The sequence below is a fragment of the Pedococcus bigeumensis genome, from assembly GCF_039531795.1.
GTDB lineage: Bacteria > Actinomycetota > Actinomycetes > Actinomycetales > Dermatophilaceae > Pedococcus > Pedococcus bigeumensis.
Genome location: NZ_BAAAQS010000001.1, coordinates 180,446 through 204,338, shown reverse-complemented (window position 1 = coordinate 204,338; position 23,893 = coordinate 180,446). Strand labels below are relative to the sequence as shown.

Genomic DNA, 23,893 nt, shown 5'->3' with positions numbered 1-23,893 from the left:
GGCGTGCTTGCCAACACCTGACGGCACCTGCGAGACTATTACAGACCGTTCGGTCAGTTAATCCCACCGCGGAGGGTTGCATGACGGACACCACCACGGCCCCGTCCGGGACCGACGAGGGCGACCTGCTGGCCCGGTTCGAGGCCACCATCGCCCGCAACGACCGGATCGAACCCCGCGACTGGATGCCCGACGGCTACCGCAAGACCCTGGTCCGCCAGGTCGCCCAGCACGCGCACTCCGAGATCATCGGCATGCAGCCCGAGGGCAACTGGATCGGCCGCGCCCCGTCCCTGCGCCGCAAGGCGATCCTGCTGGCCAAGGTCCAGGACGAAGCCGGACACGGGCTCTACCTCTACTCCGCGTGCGAGACCCTCGGCGTGAGCCGGGGCCAGCTCACCGAGATGCTCATCGAGGGCCGCCAGAAGTACTCCTCGATCTTCAACTACCCGACCCTGTCGTACGCCGATGTCGGCACCATCGGCTGGCTCGTCGACGGCGCGGCGATCTGCAACCAGGTGCCGCTCTGCCGCACCTCGTTCGGGCCCTACGGCCGCGCGATGATCCGCATCTGCAAGGAGGAGTCCTTCCACCAGCGGCAGGGCTACGAGCTGCTCATGACGATGATGCGGGGCACCGACGAGCAGCGCGCCATGGTGCAGGAGTCGGTCAACCGGTTCTGGTGGCCGGCGCTGATGATGTTCGGGCCGCCCGACGACGAGTCGCCCAACTCGGCACAGTCGATGGCGTGGGGCATCAAGCGCAACACCAACGACGACCTGCGCCAGCGGTTCGTCGACATGTCCGTGCCGCAGGCCGAGGCGCTCGGCGTCACCTTCCCCGACCCCGACCTGCGGTGGAACGAGGAACGCCAGGCGTACGACTTCGGCCAGCCCGACTGGGACGAGTTCATGCAGGTCGTCAAGGGCAACGGCCCGTGCAACACCCAGCGCATCGCCCACCGGCGCGCGGCACACGAGGACGGCGCGTGGGTGCGCGAGGCCGCGACCGCGTATGCCGCGCAGCAGGAGTCGCTGAAGGGCGCCGCCCTCGAGTCCCAGGAAGGCACCGCATGACCGACGCACCGTCTCCCGACCAGCGGGTGCGCGCCGAGTGGCCGCTGTACGAGGTCTTCGTCCGTGGCAAGCGCGGGCTGAACCACGTGCACGTCGGCTCGCTGCACGCAGCCGACGACGAGATGGCCCTACGGCACGCGCGCGACGTCTACACCCGCCGCAACGAGGGCGTGAGCATCTGGGTGGTGCAGTCGAAGGACATCGCCGCGTCCAGTCCCGACGAGAAGGACCCGCTCTTCGCCCCCAGCGGCGACAAGGTCTACCGGCACCCCACGTTCTACGAGATCCCCGACAACGTCCCCCACATGTGAGCTGCCGACCCATGCCAGACCCCACAGAGCGACCCGACGAGCTGGACGCGATCCAGTCGGTGGCCGACGACGTCGCCCACCAGGCGTCGCACCCTGCCCCCGACCCCAACGACGCCCACGGTTCCGTCTACGACGGGCTGCTCGGCGGCGACCCGTCGCACTGGGCCTTCGGCACCGATTTCGAGGACCCGCTGGCCGGGATCGACACGACGATCCCCGACGGGGTCGACGCGAGCGACCTCGGCACCTACTGCCTGATGCTGGCCGACGACGCCCTCGTGGCCTCGCAACGGCTGTCCGAGTGGACCAGCCGCGCCCCCGACCTCGAGGACGACATCGCCCTCTCCAACATCGCGCTCGACCTGTTGGGACAGGCCCGGCTGCTGCTCGCCCGGGCTGCCGCGGCCGACCCCGGACTGGTGCCGGCTCTTCCGGAGGGGTCTCCGGTGCCGCCCGAGGACGCCCTCGCGTTCTTCCGGAGCGACCGGGACTTCCGCAACGTGCGGCTGGTCGAGCTCGACAACGGCGACTTCGCGGTGACCATCGTCAAGCTGCTGCTCTTCTCGAGCGCGCGCATCGCGGTCTTCGAGCAGCTCGTCGACAGCCGCGACCACGTGCTCGCCGCCGTGGCTGCCAAGGGCGTCAAGGAGCTGACCTACCACCGCGACTACGCGGGTCGCTGGTTCCTCACGCTGGCTCGTGGCACCCAGGAGTCCCGACGTCGCCTCGACGCGGCGCTGACGACGGTGTGGCCGCTGCACGCCGAGCAGCTCGCGACCCACGAGGTCGAGGCCCGCGTCGCCGCGGCCGGCGTCGGCGTCGACCCGGCGACGGTCGCCGACGCGGTCGCGGTCGTCCTCGCCCAGGTCTTCGCCCTCAGCGGCGTGGAGCAGCCCACGGTCGCGCCGATGGCCACCGTCCAGGGTCGCCAAGGTCGCGACGGGATGCACACCGAGGCACTGAGCCGGATCCTCGGCGAGCTGCAGGTCGTGGCCCGCGCCCACCCGATGGGTCGGTGGTGACGGTGGCCCCCACGACCACGACCACGACCACGACCCGACCGCGGACGCTCGGCCACGGTGACCTGGCTGCCCTGCGCGAGCGCGCCCTGACCGCGGCGCGGTCCGTCACCGACCCTGAGATGCCGATGCTGACCCTCGACGACCTCGGCGTGCTCCGCGCGGTCGAGGTGTCGGACACCGGGGCCGTGACCGTGGCGATCACGCCGACCTACACGGGGTGCCCTGCGATGGCGACCATGCGTGACGACCTCGTCCGCGTGCTCGGCGAGGCCGGCTTCGCCGACGCGACCATCCGGGTGGCCCTGTCCCCCGCCTGGTCGAGCGACTGGATCACCGAGCGCGGCCGCCGGGCGCTGGCCGACCACGGCCTGTCGGCGCCGGGTCGCGTGCCGGCCCGCTCGGGGCCGGTCGCCCTGTCGCTGCTGCCCACCCGTCGTGCGCTGCACTGCCCCCGGTGCGGCTCGGACGCCGTCGAGCTGACCTCCGAGTTCGGACCGACCGCCTGCAAGGCGCTCTATCGCTGCGCGAGCTGCCTCGAGCCGTTCGAGCACGTGAAGGAGATCTAGGTCGTGACCACCTCCACCTCCACGTCCTCCGCCACGTCCTCCGCCACGTCCTCCGCCGCGTCCTCCCCCGCGTCCTCTGCCGCGTCCTCCGCGGCGTCCCCCGCCACCGGCTCCTTGCTGCTGCCGAGGAAGACCCGCACCGCCCCCGTCTTCCACACCCTCACCGTCCACTCGGTCGAGAAGCTCACCGACGACGCCGTCGCGGTGAGCTTCGACGTCCCCGCCGAGCTCGCCGCGGCATATGACTTCGCCGCGGGGCAGTCACTGACGCTCCGCCGACGCATCGACGGCCAGGAGCACCGCCGCACCTACTCGATCTGCGCGGCCGTCGGCGAGCGACCCCGCATCGGCGTGCGCGAGATCCCGGGCGGCCTCTTCTCGCAGTGGCTCGTGCACGAGGTCACCCCCGGCACCGAGATCGAGGTGCAGACGCCGTCGGGCAGCTTCCGGGCCGATCCGACGACCGCTGGCCGGCACCTGTGCATCGCGGCCGGCTCGGGCATCACGCCCATGTTGTCCATCGCCGCCACGATGCTCGCCAACCCCGAGTCCGAGGTGACCCTCATCTACGGCAACCGCACCACCGGGTCGGTGATGTTCGCCGAGGAGCTGGCCGACCTGAAGAACCGCCACGGCGCGCGGCTGCAGCTGATCCACGTGCTGTCCCGAGAGCCCCGCGACGTCGAGCTGTTCTCCGGCCGGATCGACGCTGCGAGGCTCCGCCGGCTGCTCGACCTGCTGGTGCCGGTGCAGGATGTCGACGACGTCTGGCTGTGTGGGCCGTTCGCGATGATCGGTGCGGCCCGCGAGGTGCTGGCGGAGGTCGGGGTCGCCGAGGAGCGGATCCACTTCGAGCTCTTCTACGTCGACGAGCCGCCCCCCGAGCTGCACCGCGCCGACGCCGTGGTCGAGGGCGAGACCAGCGACGTGACCGTGGTGCTCGACGGCTCGAGCTCCACCGCCCCCATGCCGCGTGGCCAGTCGATCCTCGACGCGGCGCAGGCGACCCGCACCGACCTGCCGTTCGCCTGCAAGGGCGGGGTCTGCGGCACCTGCCGCGCACTCGTGCGCGAGGGCGAGGTCGACATGCGTCGCAACTACGCGCTCGAGAAGGGCGAGGTCGAGCAGGGCTTCGTCCTCACCTGCCAGTCCTACCCCGTCAGCGACGCCGTCACCGTCGACTTCGACGCCTGAACCCCCGACCAAGGAGCAGAGCGTGACCGAGGCCTTCATCGTCGACGGCGTCCGCACCCCCATCGGCCGGTATGCCGGTGGGCTGGCCTCCGTGCGCCCCGACGACCTCGCGGCCCTCGTGGTCCGCGAGGTCGTCGCGCGGTCGGGCATCGACCCGGAGCTGGTCAACGAGGTGGTGCTCGGAGCTGCCAACCAGGCGGGTGAGGACAACCGAAACGTCGCCCGGATGGCGCTGCTGCTCGCCGGCCTCCCCCGGTCGGTGCCGGGCTTCACGGTGAACCGGCTGTGCGCTTCCGGGCTCACGGCCATCGCCACCGCGCGACAGATGATCGCGGCCGGCGATGCCGACGTCGTGGTCGCAGGTGGCGTCGAGTCCATGACGCGCGCGCCATGGGTGACCGAGAAGCCGACCAAGGCGTTTGCCCGACCGGGAGCGACGTTCGACACCTCGATCGGCTGGCGCTTCGCCAACCCACGCTTCGACGCGGACACCACGCTGACCATGCCGCAGACCGCGGAACGCGTTGCGCAGCAATGGAAGCTGACGCGCGACGAGCTCGACGCGTTCGCGCTGCGCTCGCACGAGCGCGCCCTCGACGCGATCAAGAGCGGGCGCTTCGAGGCCGAGACGGTCGCCGTGCCCCTGCGCGACGGGGAGTTCGCCGTGGACGAGGGGCCGCGCGCGGACACCAGCCTCGAACGGCTGGCCGCCCTGCGCCCCCTGCACGGACCTGACGGCCTGGTCACGGCCGGCAACTCCAGCGCCCTCAACGACGGCGCGGCGGCCGTCGTGGTGGCCAGCGAGCGGTTCATCGACGAGCACGGACTCACGCCGCGGGCCCGGGTCGTGTCGGCGGCCAGCGCCGGGGTGGCCCCCGAGATCATGGGCATCGGTCCGGTGCCGGCGACGCTCAAGGCCCTGGCCCGGGCCGGGTGGACCGTCGACGACCTCGACGCCGTCGAGCTCAACGAGGCGTTCGCCTCCCAGTCGATCGCCTGCATCCGCGACCTCGGGCTGGACCCCGAGCTCGTCAACGCCGACGGCGGGGCGATCGCGCTGGGTCACCCGCTCGGGTGCTCCGGCACCCGGATCGTCGTCACGCTGCTGGGCCGGCTCGAGCGGGCCGGGGCCCAGCGCGGCCTGGCCACCATGTGCGTCGGCGTCGGACAGGGCAGTGCGCTGCTCCTCGAGCGCCCCTGACCTCGAGGGCCCTGTGCCCTGTGCCCTGATCCAGATGTCGTTGCCCCGCAACCTATTCCCGCAGTCCACGCCCATCCGGACCTCTCGAACGGAGCACCCATGACCGACTCCACTGCCCTGCCCCAGCGCGTCCTCGTCTACGGCGGGGGCCGGATGGGGGCGGGGATCGCGCACGCCTTCGTCGCAGCCGGATCCTCGGTCGAGGTCGTCGAGAGGGACAGCGCGTCGGCGTCGGCCGCGGTCGAGCGAGTGGGGGGCAGCCTGCGCAAGGCGGCCGACAAGGGCACCCTGACCGAGGACCCGGACACCGTGCTGCGTCGCCTCACGGTCAGCACCAGCGCCCACCCCGAACACGGCGACGTCGAGCTGGCCATCGAAGCCGTCCCGGAGGACCTGGAGCTCAAGCGCTCGGTCTTCCAGCGCCTCGAAGAGGCCCTGCCGCACGCGGTCCTGGCCACCAACACCAGCTCGCTGTCGATCGACTCGATCGCCTCGGGCCTCAAGGCCCCCGAACGCTTCATCGGCCTGCACTTCTTCAACCCGGTGCCCACGAGTGACCTCGTCGAGGTGGTCCTGGGCGCACGCACGTCCGCGGGCCTGGCGGAGGACGCCCGTGGCTGGGTGGCCGCCCTGGGCAAGACGGCCATCGTGGTCCGGGACTCACCGGGCTTCGCGAGCAGTCGGCTGGGCGTGGCCATCGCCCTGGAGGCGATGCGGATGGTGCAGGAGGGCGTGGCCTCCGCGGCCGACATCGACACCGCGATGACGCTCGGCTACCGCCATCCGGTCGGGCCGCTGCGCACGACCGACCTGGTGGGGCTCGACGTCCGGCTGGCCATCGCCGAGCACCTCGCCCGCGAGCTGGGTCCGCGGTTCGAGCCGCCCCAGCTGTTGCGCGACAAGGTGGCCGCCGGTGAGCTGGGTCGCAAGACCGGGCAGGGGTTCTACGCCTGGTGAGGTGGGCCGAGCGCGAGCCCGTCGAACACGATGGTCGTGATCGCCTCGGAGAGCTGCTCGCCATCGACACCGCCACCGGCGCGGTGCCACTCGACGAGTGAGTTGACCATGCCGAACAGCAACCGGCTCACCAGGGCCGGGGGCACGTCGGAGCGCAGGGACCCCTCGTCGATGGCCTCCTTCACGAGCGCGGCGAGCCGGGCGTCGATGTCGCGGCGTCGCCGCAACGCGGCCCGCTCCACCTCGCTGTTGCCGCGCACCCGCAGCAGCAGCGTGACCGCGGGCTGGTGCTCGACCAGCACCTCCACACTGCGGTGCACCGCCTGGCGCAGCCGCGCGTAGGCCGTGCGGCCGGCCACGTCGTGGCTCGCCTCCTCGATGACCCGGGTCAGCCCGTCGAGGGCCTCGTCGAGGGCGAGCGACAGCAGGTGGGTCTTGCTCGGGACGTGGTGGTAGATCGCCGACTTGCTGAACCCGAGCTCGCGGGCGAGGTCACCCATGCTGGTGCCGTCGAAGCCCTGCTCGTTGAAGAGCTCGATGGCCCTGCGCAGCACCGTCTCCTGGTCGTACCCCGGACGCCCGCGCCGTGGTGAGCCCGGAGGCACAGGTGCTGGTTCGCTCACGTCGGCCAGACTCTCACAACGGGCCGGCCCAGCGACCGCGGTTCCCCTCAGCCGAGCACTCCCTCGAGAAACGCGTTCCCGAACTTGCGCCCCGGGTCAAGCTGGTCGCGCAGTCGCCGGAAGTCGTCCCACCGCGGGTACAGGGGCGCGAGCTCGCTGGCCCTGGCGACGAAGCACTTGCCCCAGTGCGGCCGGGCGCCGAGCGGCAGGAGCGCCGCCTCGATGGCTGGCAGCACGGCATACACGCGCGGTTCGTCGAGGAGCCAGGTGAAGTGGAAGGCGACGACATCGGTGTCGTAGGAGCTGCTCAGCCACAGCGGGTCGCGGGCGACCGTGCGGATCTCGGCGACCTGGAGCACCGGTGCCATGACGCCGGCAAGCCGGCGGAGCTCGTCCATGGCCGAGCGCCCGGCTGAGCGGGGCACGAGGTACTCGCTCTGCAGCTCGGCGCCGCGGCTCGGGGTGGACGCCATCCGAAAGTGCGGGAGCCGGTCGAGCCACGGTCCGGGCACGCCGGACTGGTCGGTGACCGACTCGGTCGGCGCGTCCTCCAGCATGTGCAGCGGTCCGGTCGCCGGCGCAGCGCCGAAGGTCTGGCTGGGACCGTCGGCCGCGCGGCTCTTGAACCAGGCCTGCCGGATGCCGCCTTCGTCGAACCGGGTGAACATGCTGGTGCTGTGTGCGGTCGAGGTGATCGCGTCGAAGTGCTGCTCGACCGACTCCCACGACAGCCCGGTGAACACGTCCTGGCGGACCCGGTAGGTGGGCTCGACGTCGAGGGTCACCCGCGTGACGATGCCCAGGGCACCGAGGGCGACGACGCTCCCGTCGAAGTCGGGGTCGTCGCGGCGCAGCGCCCGCACCTCGCCCTGGGGGTCGAGGTACTCGATCGCCGCGACCGCCGAGGCCAGCGAGCCGGTCGAGTCCCCCGACCCGTGGGTGCCCGTGGCCACCGCCCCTGCCACGCTGATGTGCGGGAGCGAGGCCAGCGTGGCCAGGGCCCAGCCCTGTCGCTCCAGCTCCGCCGCCACCGCCCCGTATGCCGCGCCGGCACCCACGGTGGCCGTGCCCACGTGCGGGTCGACGACCACCGTGCCCACGTCGGGCAGCCCGGCCAGGAACACGAGCAAGCCCTCGGTGTCGGAGATCGCCGTGAAGGAGTGGCGCGAGCCCAGCGCCCTGACCCGCTCCGCCCCGGCCACGAGCTCCTGGAGCTCGTCCAGCGTGCGCGGCGTCACCAACGCCCGCGCAGCGTAGGTGAGGTTCCCGGCCCAGTTCCGCTCGTCCATGGCAGCAGTCTGTCGGGGAGCAGGGGGTTGCTGCGCGGGCCGGGCGCCGATGGACGACACTCGTGCCATGACGGTCTTCTCGGCATCCAAGCGCTCGACTGCTGTCGTGCCGCACCCCCGCGATGCGGTCTGGGGGGTGCTGAGCGACGCCGGACTGGTCGCCAAGCTGACCCCGATGGTGCGGTCGATCGTCGACCACGGCAGCACCTGGCTGTGGAAGCTCGCCCCGATCGAGGTGCTCGGAAAGAGCATCGGGCTCTCGTTCACCGAGCACATGGAGTTCACCCCGCAGGAACGAATCGTCTACTCCCACGCCCAGAAGGACGGCGAGCGGGCCGGCGTCGAGGGCACCTACCAGCTGGCCGACAGCGGCGCCGGGACCCGACTCACGATCGACCTCGGGGTCGACGTCGACCTGCCGTTCCCGAAGCTGGCCAAGCCCGCCGTCCAGGCCTCGATGCACGCCGTGATCGCAGCCATGGGGGTCGGTTTCGCACGCAACCTCGAACGCGAGCTGGCTCGCGGCGGGCACTGAGCAGGCCAGCAGGCACTGAGCAGGCCAAGCAGGCGCGGGGCAGGCAGGGGGCAGGCGCAGGGCGTCCGGCGAGCCGGGGTCAGGAGGACAGCGAGCCCGTCCAGGCCGCGTCCGAGCTCAGTGGTCCGATGACGTCGCGCTCGGCATCCGGGATCGAGGCGTCGGGGACCGCGAGCGCCCGGTCGAGCGCCTCGGCGACCGGGGTGAGGGCGTGACCCGGCGGCATCAGCTGGACCAGGAAGTCCTGGCGGCCACACACCATGTCGTGGTGCAGGCTCTCGACGAGCGACTGCACGGTGGAGGCCGGCGCGCGGGTGAGCGCGGGAGCGAGCCGTGACACCAGGGCGGTCGGCAGGCCCGGCACGCTCACCTGCACCCTGCGCAGGCCGGCACGGTCGGCGTAGAGCCGCAGCAACGCGGCATACGGCATCCGCTCACCGCTGCCGAGGTCGAACGGCCGGCTCACCGCCGGGGCGGCGAGGGCACCGACCAGCGCGGTGACGACGTCGGTGACGGCGACGGGCTCGACCAGGCTGTCCATCCAGCGGGGCAGCACCTGGATCGGCAGCCGCTCGCTCATCTGGCGCATGATCTCGAAGGAGGTGGACCCGCTCCCGACCACCATGGCCGCCCGCAGGGCCAGGGTCTGGATCCCCGAGTCGGTGAGCACCTCCTCGACCTCGAGCCGCGACCTCAGGTGGGGTGACAGGTCACCGTCCGGGACGTCGGGGAGCAGCCCGCCGAGGTAGACGATCCGACCGAGGCCGGCCCGGACCGCTGCGTGGGCGGCGTTGTAGGCGCCCTCGCGGTCGCTGGTCGCGAAGTCGTCGCCACCCAGTCCGTGGACGAGGTAGTAGAGCGCGTCGGCCCCGGTCAGGGCAGCCCGCACCGCGGGCCGGTCGAGGACGTCGACCTCGAGGACCGCGACCTGCTCGGCCCACCAGAACCGCCCGGCCGACGCCGCCTTGGTGAAGGTGGCCGTCACGTCGTGGCCGGCCGCGAGCAGGGCCGGCACCAGGCGGCTGCCGACATAGCCGCCCGCACCCATGACGACGACTCGCACCAACGACTCCCGGGGTTCGGCCGTGGCCACTGGCGGCGCCCACGAAGGACTCGAACCTATCTCGCGGGTGCGGTGAGCCCGCCGGGGACCTCGGCGGGCGAGGGCTGCGACGTGGTGACGGGTGACCACACGACGGAACGCAGGGCCAGCATGCGTGCCTGCGTGACCGTCGCGCGGATCGCGGCGGCCTCCTCGCGGGTGGCCGGGCCGACCGTCTCGGTGTGCTGCCAGCCCGGGCCGCGGACCGTCACGGTGAGCGCCACGGTGTGCGCGGCTGCGTCGGCCGATGCAGCCCGGGGCAGGGCACGTCGCCACCCCAGGCTCCGTGGCGACGCCGCCTCCTTCACCGTCCATCGGGCCTCGTTGACCGGCGCGCTGCCGGAGGGGGTCAGCACGGTGCGACTGGTCGCGGAGATCTCCCCGATCCGAAGGACGAGCCGTTCCGTTCCACGCGCCTGCACTGCTTCCATGGGGTCCTCACTCTGACGAGGCCGGGTCGCGAACCCGGCGCCTGCAACGGCGCCAGAGCGTGGCGCCTCGTCCGAAATGAGTCCGCACCCTGCTCGTCGTGACGCGCGCGGCGCCGGATTCCCGATCTCGTGCGCCCCGTGGCCGGCCCTAGTGCCGCCGGCCTCGTCGACCGAGCCCGGTGAGCAGCACGCCCGAGCCCAGGAGGACCGCTGCCGCCCCGGCCAGCTGAAGGGTGTCGATCCCGGTGAAGGCGAGGGTCGTGTCGTCCGTCATGGCCAGGGCACCGGCCGCGGTGCCGGTGCCCGTGGACCCGCCCGTGGTGTGGGTCGCGTGGATGGTGCTGGTGTCGGTCGTGTCAGGTGCCGTGACCGTCCCCGTGCCCGTGGCGGTCGTGCTCGGGGACGTGGTCGAGCTGGTCGACGACGACGTGCCGGTCGTCGGCGCGGTCGAGGTGCTGGTCGTCGGCGCGGTCGAGGTGCTGGTCGTCGGCGCGGTCGAGGTGCTGGTCGTCGGCGCGGTCGAGGTGGCGGACGTGGTCGTGGATGGCGACGGCGTGCCCTCGCCGTCACCGCCTGCCGCACTGTGCCGGACCGTGTCGTGGACCGGCATGGTGCGACCGTCCATGACCACTGAGCCGTCGTTGCCGTAGGCCGCGAGCGAGGGGTCGGTGACGTCGGCGTGCACCCACAGCTCCGCATACTCCCCTGCCGGGACGTCCGACCACGTGACCGCGAGCCCCTGGGTCGTGCACGAGACGTCGGGCACGTAGCGCGCGTCGTCGCGGGGGCTGGTGACGTCACCGTGGGCATCGAGGACCTTGCCGATGGTGGCCCTGAGCGTGGCGCAGTCGAGCGCGAGGCCCGGGCCGGGCGTGTCCGTGATGATCACGTCGGTGGTCTCCGAGGTCGTGGCCGGCGCCCGGACCACCGACTGGGTCGTGGTCTGGGCGGCGTCGTCCCACCACATGTACTTGCTGGGCTCCGTGCGGTCGACGGCGCAGTCCGCGGTGCAGGACCCCACCGTGGGCAGGTCGACCCGCACCACCTCGTCGCCGACCGTGAAGTCCAGGTGGACGGTCTCGTCCGTGGTCCGGGCGGTGTACTGGGTCGAGAAGTGACAGGTGCCGTGCAGGTCGACGGGATGGGTGAGCACGTAGCCCGTCAGGGTGAACACGACGGCGCCGCTCGCGTCGGCATGGGCGTGCGCCACCGGCTGGCCGTCCGGGGCCGCGAGGTCGAAGTCCGCCGAGCCGAACCACCGCAGCTGCGGTGGGAGCCCGAGGCTGAAGGTGTCTCCGGGCGACGAGCCGTCGGGGACGGCCCAGGTGCAGGCGAAGTCGACGCGGTTCCCCTGAGCCGTGCTCGTCGCGGTCGTCGTGATCGAGGTGATGGCGCCGTCGATGGCGGCGGCGCGTGCCGTCCCTGCACCCAGCAGTGTCGCGCCGAGCACCACCAGGCAGGCGGCCAGTGCGGCGAGCCACCTGCCGACCCCCGGCAGTCGGAGGAGCGTGGCCCCCGACCGCTCGTGTCCACCGTGTCCTTCGTGTCCACGGCGTCCTTCGTGTCCAACGTCAGCGTTCGTCATGTGCCCCACCCCAAGGAAAGTCGGTATCCGTCCAAGCAGCCGTGAGCGGCCCCCTTCTGACCGAGACGTGGCCGACCTTGATGTGTGACGTGGGGTGGCCGGACTCCCGGGGACGCCGCTGGCGTGGGACCGACGCGTCACGGAAGGGGCACCGGACCGTCTCAGCGGCGGGGACGCGATGAGGGGGCTGTGAGGGCCTTGGCGGCGGACCGCACCCGACGCCGAGGCCCTCACGTATCGGGGCTGCGTCACCAAAGGTGTCGGAGTTCGTCCTGCAGGTGAAGCCACGTCCTCCAGGTGGCGGATCGACGGGGGACGGCGTCGGCCGACCAGACCCGTGCGTCCCTCGTCCAGTCGACCCGCGTCCAGTCGACCCGCGTCCAGTCGACCCGCGTCCAGTCGACCACCGACCGAAAGGGGACCTCGGAATGAGCTCGACGAGCAACGACGCTCCGGAGCCGGGCGAGGGCCCGGAGCCGGAAGCCGACGGCGCGATCGGCCGGTGGCCGTTCGGACTCGAGGCCGAGGGGGTGGAGGGTCCACACGTCGTCGTGACCCTTGACACGCGCACCGGTGGCGCGACCTTCTCGGGCCCCTACCGCACGGCGCTCGGCGCCTTGTGCGCTGCGGACGTGGAGTACCAGGTGGACCGGGACCAGGGCGGCAGGGGCGAGCTCACCTTCCACGTGGCCGCGCTGCACGCCCCGATCGGCTCCGACGACCCGGACACCCCCTTCCAGTGGGCCGGAGCCAGCCGCGGTGGTCACGACTCACGCCCACTGGCGCAGGTCCGGACCCTGTTGGCCGCGGTCGCGGAACGCACCCTGCGGCGCCGGTCGCGGGTGGTGGCAGGCACCGTCGCCGTCAGCGCGGCAGCCTGTGCGTCCGGCGCGGGCGAGGGCTGGAGCCGGCGTGGACGCACGCCTCGCTACCGCCACCTGCTCGGGCGCGACCCGCGGTGAGTGGCGACCCGCTGGCCAACGACCTGGACCTGGTCGAACAAGCGCGCGACGGATCGCAGGAGGCCGTCGTCGAGCTGTGGGTGCGGCACTACCCCGCCGCCCTCGCAGCGGCCCGCCGGACGTCCCGCCAACAGCGCGATGCGGAGGAGCTCGCCTCCGACGCCTTCTCCAACATGCTGGGCGCCTTCGCCTCCGGCGGTGGCCCCACCGGTTCCGTGCGCGCCTACCTGCTCACCTCCGTGCGCAACCTCGCGGTCACCCGTTCGCGGCGCTCGTCGGCCTCGGAGGTCCTCAGCGACGACGTCGCGGTCTTCGAGGACGGCTCACGCGGTCCCGGCGACCCGATGTCCCGGCAGACCGAGGTCTCCATGATCCGCCAGGCCTTTGCGGCGTTGCCCCGCCGCTGGCAGGTCATCCTGTGGCGCACGGCGGTCGACCACGACCGCAACATCGAGATCGGCCACGACCTGGGCATCTCACCCAACGCCGTCGCTGCCCTCGCCAAGCGTGCCCGGCGCGGACTGCGGCAGGCCTACCTCCAGACCCACCTCAGCACCAACGGGCTGGATCCGGGTTGCGAACCCTTCGTGCGCCGGCTGCCGATGCTGGCCGTGGACGGGTCCGTTGCCACCGACGACCTGGCCCGCCACCTGGCCAGCTGCCCCACCTGTCCCGGTCGGCTGGCCGAGCTGCAGCGCGTGGAGCAGCAGCTGGGAGCCCTGTTGGGGCCGGCGGTGCTGCTCACGGCACCGGGGTTCCTCACTCCCGCGTGGGCGAGCGCCGCCGGCGCCACCGCGGCGGCAGGCACGTCGGCTGCCGCAGCAGGGGCGCCGGCGGTCGGCGGCGCAGCGGGGACCAGCGCACCAGCGGCCGCAGCAGGTGTCGGAGCACCCGCCGCCGCAGCGGGGACCAGCGCACCAGCGGCGGCAGCAGGTGTCGGAGCACCCGCCGCCGGCGGGTCGGGGGCGTCCGGCGCCACCTCGTCCCTGGTTGCCAAGCTCACCGTCGGCAAGGTCGTCGCCACCGCCGTGGGTGCCGCGGCGGCAGTGGCCACCGCCGTGCTCCTCCCGCCGGACGACCCGTCAGGCAGTCCGCGCTCGGCACTGGTCGTCCCGACCACCACGCCGCGGGTCCCGTCGCCCGCTTCGCCGAAACCTTCCCCGACCGTCACGTCGATCCCGCCCACCTCGGTGGTTGCCGCGCCGCGGACCTCCCCGGCACCATCTCCGACCCCCTCGGTGAGCGCGTCGAGCCCGTCGGCCCCTCGGGCGTCCACACCGTCGAGCGCCTCGTCGCCGACCACCGCGCCGACCACCGCGCCCACCACCACGCCCACCACCACCCCGGCCATCACGCCGACCGCGACCCCGTCGACCACCGTGGCGACGACCCCACTGCGCGTCGGGATGGGGATCTCCGGGCCTGTCGACGCGACCAGGATCGGGGTCGACGCGCAGGCGCAAGGCACGACGCAGGCAGCTCGGCTGACCCTGGGGGTGCCCGCCGGTGTCCAGCTGCGCAGCGCTTCCGGCGACTGGCGCTCGTGCACCCAGAGTGGTGCGGTGATCTCGTGCACGGCCACCTCAGGGGCAGGGCGCTGGGCGGGGACCATCGTCACGGCCTGGGCCGAGGACGCGTCGGGCCCCGTCACCGTCGAGGTGGGAGCGACCTACCGCAACGGCGGTCAGGTGAGCGCCTCGGCCTCCGCCATGTGGCCGCCGTAGGTCCGCCTCACGTTCGACGGCCCATCCCCCGGCCCAGCGGCTCAGATCACCCAGACGTTGGTCCCTGCCCGAGCGTCCGAGCATCGACGATCGTGGAACCAGGCCCCCACCGGCTGCGGCGGCCAGGTCCGGGGACTCGGGACGAGGTGACGGCCATGAGCACCATTGCACCGCTGACCACAGGCTCAGCCCACCGTGACGAGGAGCGCTCGGCGCTCGTTAGATGGTCGTGGGCGATGGTCGGGGCGTTCGTCGTCCTCTGGTTCGTCGTCGGGCTGGTCACCTTCGCGTCCCTCGGGTGGTTCGGGCTCGTCGAGGGAGACCTGGTCCTGATGGCCCACTCCTGGGCCGCCTGGCTCTGGTTCGTGGCGTCTTGGGCGGTCGTGGCAGCGGCCCCTGCGGCCGGGATCGTGCTCGCCACGATGGCGATGCGGCGTGGGGCTCGGTGGCGGGCCCGAGCCAGCCTCGTCACCAACGGGCTGGTCGCCCTGCTCGTGGCGTACCAGGTGTTCGACGAGATCCGGATGTCGTACTTCCCGGCCTGGTCCTGGCCCTTCTGAGACCCGGAGCCCTTCTGAGACGGTGCCCATCTGGGCGGCATACCGGTCACCCCCGTGAGCGCTGCCCGGAGATGGGGCCAGGCGTTGGTCGTCAGCCGGCCGGGCCACCCACGGCGGCCAACGCCAAGGACCTCCGTCCCTAGTGACCCGGGTCGCCGCCGCACACACTCCTCGGTATGTCGTACGCGCCAGCTGGGGGGCCAGCCGTGAACGAGGACACGGGCGGGGTGTCGTCAGGCACGGCCGGGTCGCGGGGCGGAGCGATGCTGGAGGCGGCCCACCTCACCCGGCGGTTCGGCGACCGGGTGGCCGTCGACGACGTGTCCTTCCGGGTCGCGGTCGGCGAGACCTACGGCCTGCTCGGACCCAACGGAGCCGGCAAGACCACGACCATCCGCCTGGTGTGCGGCCTGTTGTCGCCGGATGGCGGTGAGGTCACGGTGTCCGGGACACCGGTCAGCCCGTCGACCACGGCGGCGAAGGCGCAGATCGGGTACGTGCCGCAGGATGTGTCCCTCTATCCAGACCTGACGGCCAGGGAGAACCTGACCTTCTTCGGACGGCTCTACCGGCTCGGCGGTTCGGCCCTTCGCAAGCGGGTCGACGAGGTCCTCGACCTGATCGACCTGACGGACCGGGGTGACGACCGCGTCGAGTCGTTCAGCGGCGGCATGAGACGACGGCTGAACATCGGCGCCAGCCTCCTGCACCAGCCTCGCCTCCTGGTGCTGGACGAGCCGACGGTGGGGGTCGACCCGCAGAGCCGTCACGCCATCCTCGAGAGCATCCAGACCCTGGGCTCGGCAGGGCTGGCGGTGCTGTACACCACGCACTACATGGAGGAGGCCGAGCGGCTCTGCGACCGCGTCGGCATCATCGACCACGGCCGCCTCGTGGCCGAGGGGACCAGCCGTGAGCTCGTCTCCCAAGTGGGTGAGAAGGACCGGATCACCCTGGCTGCCAGCGGTTCCCTTGCTGCCTTCGCGGAAGCCTGTCGATCCCTGGAGGGGATCGACAGGGCCGACGTGGACAGCTCCTCGGTCCAGATCCTGGCGCGGGACGGCAGACGGCGGTTGCCCCAGGTCTTCGAGGCCGCGACCCGCACCGGCACCTCGGTCCGCTCCGTCGAGGTCCACGAGCCGGACCTCGAGGCCGTCTTCCTCCACCTCACCGGCACCGCGCTGCGGGAGTGAGGCCGACCCGACATGAGCCCTGTCGTCGCGATCGCCCTGAAGGACCTGCGCCAGCGACTGCGTGACCGGTCTGCCCTGGTCCTGGGCTTCATCGCGCCGGTGGCCGTGGCGGCACTGATCAGCGTGGCCTTCGGCTCAGCCGGCTCGTTCCACGCCGACGTGGCGGTGGTCGACCTCGACCGGGGCCCGGTGGCCGCCGGGTTCACCTCGTTCGTCAAGGACCCTGACCTGGCCGACCTCCTCACGGTCAAGCCGGTGACCGGGGAGGCAGACGCCCGGTCTGCGGTCGCCGAGGGCCGCCTCGACACGGCCTTCGTCATCCCGCCGGGCTTCTCCGCGGCGGTCACCTCCGGCCGGCTCCCGGCGATCACCGTCCTGTCCAGCACCGACGCGCCGATCGCGGAACAGGTGGCGCGCTCGTTGGCCGAGTCCTTCACCGCACGGCTCCAGGCCGTCCAGCTGTCGGTGCAGTCGGCGTTGCGGGCGGGCGCACCCCATGCCTCGGCACAAGCGCTCGCCGCCGAGGCCTCTGCCATGCAGCCTCCCGAGCAGACGGTGACGCAGCCGGCCGGGACCCGGGCCCTCACCGGCACGAGCTACTACGCGCCCGCGATGGGGATCTTCTTCATGTTCTTCGCGATCGGGTTCGGAGCCCGCGGCTACTTCCTCGAGCGCACCGGAGGGACGCTGGACCGGCTCGCGGTCGCGCCCATCGGACCGGGCGCCATCCTGGCCGGCAAGTCGCTGGCGACCTTCGTCTACGCGGCGGCGAGTCTCGGAACCGTCGCGGTCATCACGTCCTTGGCGTTCGACGCCCAGTGGGGACCCCCGGCGGTGGTGCTGGCCCTGGTCCTGGCGCTCGCCCTGACCATGGTGGGGCTGACTGCCCTGGTCATCACGGTGGCCAGGACCGAGCGGCAGGCCGATGGGTTCGCCTCCCTGCTGACCTTCGGCCTGGTCCTGCTCGGCGGCAACTTCGTGTTCATCGGCGGCGCGCCCCCACTGGTTCGGACCCTGGCCCTGCTGACCCCCAACGGCTGGGCCCTGCGCGCGCTCACCGACCTCGCCGGCGGTGCCGCCTGGACGGCGGCGCTGGTCCCCCTCATGGCCATCGTGGCCTTCGCGCTCTGCACCGCAGGGGTGGCCTTCGTGCTGCGTCGACGGGTCGTGGTCCGATGACCACCCCGCCCGCCGTGGCTCTGGCTGCTGCTGAGCTCAAGCGGGTCACTCGCGACCGGACGTTCCTGTTCTTCCTCGTCGTGCTCCCCATCCTCGTCATCCTGCTGGTCGGGGTGACGACTGCGGGGATCACGAGCATCCGGGTCGCCCTGGTGCAGGCCGGGTCAGCCCCGTTGGCGGACCAGCTCCTGCAGGACCTCGAGGCCACCCCGGCGTTGGAGACGCAACGGCTTCGCACCCGCACGGAGGGCGTCGACGCCCTGCGCCGCGGCGAGGTCGAGGCAGTGGTCCTCATCCCTCCCACCCTCGACGCGGACCTCGAGGCGGCGACCACCACACGGATCCCGGTCCTGGTCACCGGCGACGTCCAGTCGAGCCAGGCAGCGGTGACCGCGGTGAGCTCGGTCGTCGCGCGCCACGGCGCCACGGTCCAGGCCGCGCAGTTCGCCACAGCGCACTCGAACCGCAGCTTCGAGCAGAACCTGACCACCACCCGCGCGCTCCAGCGGGAGACACCGGCGACGCCGGTCCGCACGGACGTCGTGAACAGGAAGAGCAACTACCTACCCCTGGGCTACAACTACAGCGCGCCCACCATGTTGGTGCTGTTCGTCTTTGTCAACGCGCTGGCCGGCGGCGCGGCGATGATCCAGACCCGCAGGTACGGCATCTTCTCGCGTGCCCTCGCGGCCCCGGTCCGACCTCGCGACCTGGTGCTCGGTCAGACGCTCTGCTACCTGACGCTCGCGCTGGGTCAGGCGCTGCTCATCGTCCTGGTCGGCGCCGTGTTCTTCGGAGTGAGCTGGGGCGATCCCGTGGCCGCGGCCGCCCTCATCGGGCTCTGGGCCCTGCTGGGGACCGGAGCCGGCATGGTCAGCGGCACCCTGTTCCGCACCCCCGAGCAGGCGACCGCGATCGGCCCGGCAGTGGGCATCGCGTTCGGCATGCTCGGCGGGTGCATGTGGCCGTTGGAGATCGTGCCCGAGCCGGTGCGCCTGATCGGGCACCTCAGCCCGCACGCCTGGGCGGTGGATGCGTGGGTGACGTTGCTGTCGCGGGGAGGCGGCGTGGCCGAGATCGCCGGTTACCTCGCCATCCTCGCGGGGTATGCCGTGGTGCTGCTCTCGATCGCTTCCCTGCGGCTGCGCCGCTCGCTGGTGACGCCCTGAACCCAGCAGCCACGCGCCCGAGCCGGCACCGCGGCATACAGGACCCGGCGGCCCGGCGCACGGGTGGGTCGGGTCGGGACCTTTGGCCCCTGCCGGCTCCGCACGCGCGCACGACCCTGAGGGGAGGCGCATCGGCGGGAGCGCGCGGCACGAGCTGCACTGCACGAGACCCAGCTCGGGGGTGGACCATGGGACGTCTGCGCACAGGCGCATCACTCGCTGCCGCACTGTGCCTCATCTCCGGCTGCACGCAGACCGGCGCGGACCAGGGCAGCAAGTCGACGCCGTCGTCCAGGACCCTCGCCGGTAGGCCGCTGGTGGCGTGCACCATCAAGGGCGAGTCGCCGGTGAAGGCGCAGGCGCAGGCCCTCTGCGGTGCGCTGCCGGTGCGGGAGGACAGGTCGGGCACCGGCGGACGCACCGTCGAGCTGCGGGTCGCCGTCGTCCCCGCCGTCGCTGCCGGCCGTGACGCCGTTCCCCTGTTCCTCCTGGCCGGGGGACCCGGCGAGGCCGCGACGCAGTTCTTCGCGTGGTTGCCGTCGGTGTTCAAGGAAGTCCACGCCAGGCGCGACATCGTCCTGGTCGACCAACGCGGCACCGGCGACTCCAACCGGCTGACACTGCCCGAGATGCCGGACCCGACCGGGCTGTCGACACGAGCTGCCGACGCGCGCCTGTCCCGTTGGTCCCGCGACGCTCTCGGGTCGATCGACGCCGATCCCCGCTTCTACACGACGGCGGCGGCGGCCGACGACCTCGACGACGTGCGGGAGGCGCTCGGCTACCGCCAGGTCGACCTGTACGGAACGTCCTACGGCGGGACCGTGGCCCAGTACTACCTGCGTCAGCACGAGGGACGGGTCCGGGCGGTCGTCCTCGACGGGTCGAGCCCCGTCGACGTGCCCGTCCTGGAGCTGCTGGGGCACAGCAGCCAAGCAGCTCTCGACCTGCTGTTCCGCCGGTGCGCCGATGACGCGGCCTGCCATCGGGCGTTCCCCCACCTGGCCACTGAGTGGCAGTCGTTGCTCGCTCGGTTGGCGACCCCACTCACGATCACCGACCCCGCTTCCCACGAGACGGCCGTCATCGACCGGGTCAAGCTCGCCGACGCCGTGCACTCCGCCCTCCTGACCGAGGCCAGCGCAGCGCGGGTCCCGCTGGCCCTGCACCTCGCCGCCCGCGGCCAGTGGGTCCCGGCTGCCCAGCTCATCGGCACCCCGCCGTCCGGCGGTCCCACCTTGGTGATGGCCGACGAGATCCTGTGCTCGGAGGCGTGGGCCAGGTTCACCCCCGCAGGGGTGAACCGCCTCAGTGCCGGCAGCTACGCACTGCCGCGTGAGCTGGCGGCTGCCGGCCGGCGAGAAGCCATGTGCAGGCGCCTCCCGACGGGCCTCGTCCCGGCGGACGACGCGGCTGCGGTCCACACGACGCTTCCGGTCCTCTGGCTCGTCGCCGACGGCGACCCCCAGGACCCGCCGGCCAACCTGGTGGAGGTGCCGGCCCAGCAGCCGAACAGCCGCGTCGTCGTGGTGCCCACCCAGCAGCACGTCGTCGGCCAACTGGGGTGCCTGCCCTCCCTCGTCGCGGCGTTCCTCGACGCCGGCAGCGCCAAGGACCTGGACGTGTCGTGTGCGCGGACGGCACGGCCGCTGCCCTTCCGCCTGTCGTGATCAGGCCACTCGGCGCGCTGGATTGTCATGCGGCGGCGGGGGGCCGAAGACGGAGCCAGGTAGCCACGCAGCCACCCCACTGGGCAACGCGCAGCCAGCCCACTGGGCACGCGAGCCAGCCAACAGGGCACGCGAGCCGGCCCACTGGGCACGCAGGGACCTGCGAGGCGATTTCCCTTCGCCGGCATTGTCCGGATCAGGTTGTGGGGGTCGCCAGCTGGTCTTAACCGTGCTGGCCTCTCAGCCTTCGGCTCCCTCGCCCGTCTCGCAGGCCACTTCCCATGGTGCGCGTGGCCCGGGGCTGCGGGCAGGGACCTTGGTCCTGTCCCGGGTCCGGTCCCTCCCTGACCCCGGGTTCGGTCCCTCCCTGACCTCGACCTACGGGCGCGGTTCAGCCCGCTCGGTGACGATGCCGTACTGCCCGTCGTACCGCAGGTAGATGACCCGTCCTTCGCCGGTCGCCTCGTCCAGGTAGAACACGAAGGGCTCGTCATCCGCGTCGAGCCTGGCCCGCGCCTCGTCATCGGTCAGGATGGGCGGAGCAGGCTCCTGGACGATGGTGGCCCTCGGGGTCGACCCGGGCTGCGGTGCCGCACCCTGTATGCCGTAGCCGCCGCTGTCGAGCCGGTGGACCAGGGCGGGCTTCCCGGTGTCCACGTCCGTGTAGACGAAGAAGTCGTGGTCCAGCAGGTCCATCTCGTAGGCCGCCTCGTCGACGGTCATCGGCGCGCTGGTGAAGGACTTGCGCCGGACGACCTCCCGGCTCTCGGCCGGCCGCGGGAAGTGCGCCGCCCGACGGCGCGGCAGGTCGCCATGGCGCCACTCGTGCTCCGAGGCCAGCGCCGTCCAACGGTGCCGGGTGCGCGTGCGGCCCTCGAGCTGGACCAGCTGGCGGCGCAGGCGGCCCTCGAGGTCGTCGACCGCTTCGACCATGGTGGGAGCCACCGAGGTCGCCCGCACGATGGTGCCGTCGACGTCGACCGTCGCCTCGGCCAGGGCAGGTCGCTCGATGGCCGGGTCGCGACGCCATTCCAGCACGACGTGGGCGTGCGTCATCGGCTCACGACCCAGACCCAGCGCCCGCTGGATCTTCTTGCGGGCGTAGGGCACGGTGCCACTGCCGACGTTGCCCCTTCGGGTCACCTGCACCGGGACCGACCTCGTCGTGACGCTCATCAGTCCTCCTCCTTCGACGATGGACCTGGGCCACTGAGGGCCGAGTCCATGCAACCAAGGCACGACCCGCGACGGCAGTGGCCAAGGTCCCCACTCCGGTGAAGGCACGTCGTCCGCCGCTCACCGCCTACTCGGAGGGTCCAGCGTCGGAGGGTTCAGCTCGGTGGAGGGTTCAGCTCGGTGGAGGGTTCAGCTCGGTGGAGGCGGCCCGGTCGCTGTGGACCGGGACCACCTCCACCACGGATGGTTCGTGCTGTGTGTCAGGCAACCACCTCCTGGTCAGTCCATGGTCTTGGTTCGCTGGTCGCGAGCCTTCGTCCGCTGGTCGTGAGCCCGCGTGCGCGTCGGGGGCGAGCGTTGCCGACTCCACCCGTCGGTCCCGGGATGGTGGGGCCGACGCGGGGTCGTCGGGCCCGCGCGCGTCAGCCGAGGCCCACTCGGCCGCGAGCTGTCGCCTGAGGACTCGGCCGGGAGGTCGGTCGGAGGGGAACTGTCCGGCCACTCCTCGGCGATGATGGCGTCGAACTCAGCCTGCAAAAGCTCCTCGTCCGCGCACATCAGCTCGAGGAACTGCTCATCCAGGCCGAGCAGGGCGCCGTCGCGCGCAGCACAGCCGTCGGCTCCGCTCACAGGGATGGCGAGCATGGCCACACCACCTCGGATCAGGCGGTGATGGCGCGCTGGCCCTCGTTCCGGCTGCTGATCTCGATCTTGCGCGGCTTAGCGTGATCAGCGACCGGGATCTGCAGGGTGAGCACTCCCGCGTCGTAGCTGGCCTGGATCCGTTCGGTGTCGAGGTTGTCCCCGAGCACGAGCTGCCGGCTGAACACCCCGCGTGGGCGCTCCGCGGCGATCAGCTCCGCGTCGCTGGCCCGGTCCGGCCGCTCAGCCTTGACGGTGACCACGTTGCGTTCCACGTCGATGTCGATCGAGTCCTGGCTGACACCGGGCAGGTCGAACTCGACGTGGAACACGTCGCCGTCACGCCAGGCATCCATCAGCATCGTCGATGGCCTGGCGAGGGTGCCAAAGGCCTGTTGGGTGAGCCGGTCCAGCTCGCGGAAGGGGTCGGTGCGCATCAGCATCGTCTTCACCTCCATCGTGTCGTCCTGATGCTCCCGAGCATCGCCAGATCCGTTGCAGATCTATGGCGAGCGCTATAGGTTTTATGTAGCACTAAGTGCATAGCAACGCAAGGCCCGGCCCGAGATGGAGGTTCGACCATGAGCCACAGTCGTGACGACGACGCGAGCACGGAGATCCCGGGCACGGACCGGCTCGAACAGGAACGGGCGGCTGACCCGGGAGCCGACCAGGAACCGGAGTGGCCGGCCTCGGAAGCCCCGGACGCGGACGAGGGCGACCGCCTGGAGCAGGCCCAGGCGGTGCTCGACGATCCCGACGAGGAGTACGCACCCGACGCGCGATGACCGACGACCGCCGCGTCCGACACGGCTGCTCCGACGACGCTGTGAGCCTCCCCAGTGGATCGCCGGTCAGCCGAGCGTGGCGGAGTGGTCCGGCACGTAGGTCGTCTGCTCCCGCGGCGGCCGCTCATAGCCGGTCGGCGCGGGACGCTTGGGCAGCGTCAGGGTCGGCGGTGGCACGTCGACGTACGGGATGGTCGAGAGGAGGTGGGCGATCATGTTGAGCCGGGCGCGCTTCTTGGAGTCGGACTCCACGACGTACCAGGGCGCCTCGGGGATGTCGGTGTGCACCATCATCTCGTCCTTGGCGCGGGAGTATGCCTCCCAGCGGGTGATCGACTCGAGGTCCATCGGGGAGAGCTTCCACTGCCGCATCGGGTCGCTGAGCCGGGACTTGAAGCGTCGCTGCTGCTCGGAGTCGCTGACCGAGAACCAGTACTTGCGCAGCAGGATCCCGTCCTCGACGAGGAGCCGCTCGAAGATCGGGCACTGGTGCAGGAACCGCCGGTGCTCCTGCGGTGTGCAGTAGCCCATCACCCTCTCGACCCCCGCACGGTTGTACCAGGACCGGTCGAACAGGGTGATCTCACCCGCTGCCGGCAGGTACTCGATGTAGCGCTGAAAGTACCACTGGGACCTCTCGCGCTCCGTCGGCGTCGGCAATGCCGCGATCCGCACGTTGCGGGGGCTGAGGTACTCGGTGATCCGCTTGATCGTGCCGCCCTTGCCGGCAGCGTCTCGACCCTCGAAGACGACCACGACTCGCTGCTTCTCGGCCTTGACCCACTCCTGGACCTTGACCAGCTCCGCCTGGAGCCGGAACAGCTCCACCTCGAACACGTCGGTCCTGGTCGACCGTCCCCCGGGTCCCGCTGCCATGCACCGATCGTAAGGGCGCGCCGGAGCCGCCGGGACCCACCGACCCAGCGATCAGCCACCGT

At 72.0% G+C, this 23,893-nt stretch carries 24 protein-coding genes; 16 read left to right on the top strand and 8 right to left on the bottom strand.

From position 1 onward, the window contains the following. Positions 1-80: 80 nt before the first annotated feature. From paaA to ABD262_RS00970, 7 genes are all read left to right on the top strand, one after another. The gene (gene paaA, locus ABD262_RS01000; protein ID WP_344129817.1) at positions 81-1,076 is read left to right on the top strand and encodes a 1,2-phenylacetyl-CoA epoxidase subunit PaaA; all 996 of its coding nucleotides are present in this window, start codon (positions 81-83) and stop codon (positions 1,074-1,076) included. Next, on the top strand, positions 1,073-1,387 hold the full coding sequence (gene paaB, locus ABD262_RS00995; protein WP_344129814.1) for a 1,2-phenylacetyl-CoA epoxidase subunit PaaB: 315 nt from the start codon (positions 1,073-1,075) through the stop codon (positions 1,385-1,387). Before paaA ends, paaB begins: the two co-directional genes overlap by 4 nt. An 11-nt stretch (positions 1,388-1,398) precedes the next feature. Further along, the gene (gene paaC / locus ABD262_RS00990; protein WP_344129811.1) at positions 1,399-2,409 is read left to right on the top strand and encodes a 1,2-phenylacetyl-CoA epoxidase subunit PaaC; all 1,011 of its coding nucleotides are present in this window, start codon (positions 1,399-1,401) and stop codon (positions 2,407-2,409) included. Continuing rightward, the gene (gene paaD / locus ABD262_RS00985) at positions 2,406-2,975 is read left to right on the top strand and encodes a 1,2-phenylacetyl-CoA epoxidase subunit PaaD (RefSeq protein WP_344129808.1); all 570 of its coding nucleotides are present in this window, start codon (positions 2,406-2,408) and stop codon (positions 2,973-2,975) included. Before paaC ends, paaD begins: the two co-directional genes overlap by 4 nt. Before the next feature lie 3 nt (positions 2,976-2,978). Beyond that, on the top strand, positions 2,979-4,169 hold the full coding sequence (gene paaE / locus ABD262_RS00980) for a 1,2-phenylacetyl-CoA epoxidase subunit PaaE (RefSeq protein ID WP_425564785.1): 1,191 nt from the start codon (positions 2,979-2,981) through the stop codon (positions 4,167-4,169). Between the two features lie 22 nt (positions 4,170-4,191). Beyond that, complete coding sequence (locus ABD262_RS00975; RefSeq protein ID WP_344129805.1) at positions 4,192-5,370, top strand: thiolase family protein; 1,179 nt, start codon at positions 4,192-4,194, stop codon at positions 5,368-5,370. A gap of 99 nt (positions 5,371-5,469) precedes the next feature. Then, positions 5,470-6,327, top strand: a complete 858-nt coding sequence (locus ABD262_RS00970) for a 3-hydroxyacyl-CoA dehydrogenase family protein (protein ID WP_344129802.1) — start codon at positions 5,470-5,472, stop codon at positions 6,325-6,327. On the opposite strand, the gene ABD262_RS00965 is transcribed toward ABD262_RS00970, so the two are convergent. Both ABD262_RS00965 and ABD262_RS00960 read right to left on the bottom strand, forming a co-directional pair. Beyond that, positions 6,315-6,950, bottom strand: a complete 636-nt coding sequence (locus ABD262_RS00965) for a TetR/AcrR family transcriptional regulator (protein ID WP_344129799.1) — start codon at positions 6,948-6,950, stop codon at positions 6,315-6,317. The genes ABD262_RS00970 and ABD262_RS00965 overlap by 13 nt on opposite strands. Positions 6,951-6,997: 47 nt before the next feature. After that, positions 6,998-8,239, bottom strand: coding sequence for a D-arabinono-1,4-lactone oxidase (locus ABD262_RS00960; RefSeq protein ID WP_344129796.1), 1,242 nt, complete (start codon positions 8,237-8,239; stop codon positions 6,998-7,000). 67 nt (positions 8,240-8,306) lie between these two features. On the opposite strand from ABD262_RS00960, the gene ABD262_RS00955 reads away from it, so the two are divergent. Further along, positions 8,307-8,774 (top strand): SRPBCC family protein, encoded by a 468-nt coding sequence (locus ABD262_RS00955; protein WP_344129793.1) that lies wholly within the window; start codon positions 8,307-8,309, stop codon positions 8,772-8,774. Positions 8,775-8,853: 79 nt separating this feature from the next. Here ABD262_RS00955 and ABD262_RS00950 read toward each other — a convergent pair whose 3' ends face one another. The 3 genes from ABD262_RS00950 to ABD262_RS00940 all read right to left on the bottom strand — a co-directional run bounded on the left by ABD262_RS00950 (position 8,854) and on the right by ABD262_RS00940 (position 11,892). Further along, positions 8,854-9,837, bottom strand: coding sequence for an NAD(P)H-binding protein (locus tag ABD262_RS00950; RefSeq protein WP_344129790.1), 984 nt, complete (start codon positions 9,835-9,837; stop codon positions 8,854-8,856). A gap of 56 nt (positions 9,838-9,893) precedes the next feature. After that, entirely contained in the window at positions 9,894-10,307 is a 414-nt protein-coding gene (locus ABD262_RS00945; protein WP_344129788.1) for a hypothetical protein, read from the bottom strand. A 148-nt stretch (positions 10,308-10,455) separates the two neighbouring features. Next, positions 10,456-11,892, bottom strand: a complete 1,437-nt coding sequence (locus ABD262_RS00940) for an Ig-like domain-containing protein (protein WP_344129785.1) — start codon at positions 11,890-11,892, stop codon at positions 10,456-10,458. A gap of 428 nt (positions 11,893-12,320) precedes the next feature. Between ABD262_RS00940 and ABD262_RS00935 the strand changes: the two genes are divergently transcribed. The 7 genes from ABD262_RS00935 (at position 12,321) to ABD262_RS00905 (ending at position 20,349) form a co-directional block, all read left to right on the top strand. Next, positions 12,321-12,854, top strand: coding sequence for a hypothetical protein (locus tag ABD262_RS00935; protein ID WP_344129782.1), 534 nt, complete (start codon positions 12,321-12,323; stop codon positions 12,852-12,854). Further along, entirely contained in the window at positions 12,851-14,578 is a 1,728-nt protein-coding gene (locus ABD262_RS00930; RefSeq protein ID WP_344129779.1) for an RNA polymerase sigma factor, read from the top strand. The genes ABD262_RS00935 and ABD262_RS00930 overlap by 4 nt, the downstream gene beginning before the upstream one ends. A 155-nt stretch (positions 14,579-14,733) precedes the next feature. After that, positions 14,734-15,138, top strand: coding sequence for a hypothetical protein (locus ABD262_RS00925; protein WP_344129776.1), 405 nt, complete (start codon positions 14,734-14,736; stop codon positions 15,136-15,138). A gap of 206 nt (positions 15,139-15,344) precedes the next feature. Then, complete coding sequence (locus ABD262_RS00920) at positions 15,345-16,331, top strand: ABC transporter ATP-binding protein (protein WP_344129773.1); 987 nt, start codon at positions 15,345-15,347, stop codon at positions 16,329-16,331. A gap of 12 nt (positions 16,332-16,343) precedes the next feature. After that, complete coding sequence (locus ABD262_RS00915; protein ID WP_344129770.1) at positions 16,344-17,510, top strand: ABC transporter permease; 1,167 nt, start codon at positions 16,344-16,346, stop codon at positions 17,508-17,510. After that, entirely contained in the window at positions 17,507-18,679 is a 1,173-nt protein-coding gene (locus tag ABD262_RS00910; protein ID WP_344129767.1) for an ABC transporter permease, read from the top strand. The genes ABD262_RS00915 and ABD262_RS00910 overlap by 4 nt, the downstream gene beginning before the upstream one ends. 188 nt (positions 18,680-18,867) lie before the next feature. Next, complete coding sequence (locus ABD262_RS00905) at positions 18,868-20,349, top strand: alpha/beta hydrolase (protein ID WP_344129764.1); 1,482 nt, start codon at positions 18,868-18,870, stop codon at positions 20,347-20,349. Positions 20,350-20,727: 378 nt separating this feature from the next. Here ABD262_RS00905 and ABD262_RS00900 read toward each other — a convergent pair whose 3' ends face one another. Both ABD262_RS00900 and ABD262_RS00895 read right to left on the bottom strand, forming a co-directional pair. Next, positions 20,728-21,525, bottom strand: coding sequence for a ribosome hibernation promotion factor (locus ABD262_RS00900; RefSeq protein WP_344129761.1), 798 nt, complete (start codon positions 21,523-21,525; stop codon positions 20,728-20,730). 662 nt (positions 21,526-22,187) lie between these two features. Further along, complete coding sequence (locus ABD262_RS00895) at positions 22,188-22,610, bottom strand: Hsp20/alpha crystallin family protein (protein WP_344134473.1); 423 nt, start codon at positions 22,608-22,610, stop codon at positions 22,188-22,190. Between the two features lie 138 nt (positions 22,611-22,748). Between ABD262_RS00895 and ABD262_RS00890 the strand changes: the two genes are divergently transcribed. Beyond that, complete coding sequence (locus tag ABD262_RS00890; RefSeq protein ID WP_344129758.1) at positions 22,749-22,955, top strand: hypothetical protein; 207 nt, start codon at positions 22,749-22,751, stop codon at positions 22,953-22,955. 66 nt (positions 22,956-23,021) lie between these two features. Here ABD262_RS00890 and ppk2 read toward each other — a convergent pair whose 3' ends face one another. Then, complete coding sequence (gene ppk2 / locus ABD262_RS00885) at positions 23,022-23,831, bottom strand: polyphosphate kinase 2 (RefSeq protein WP_344129755.1); 810 nt, start codon at positions 23,829-23,831, stop codon at positions 23,022-23,024. Positions 23,832-23,893: the final 62 nt, after the last annotated feature.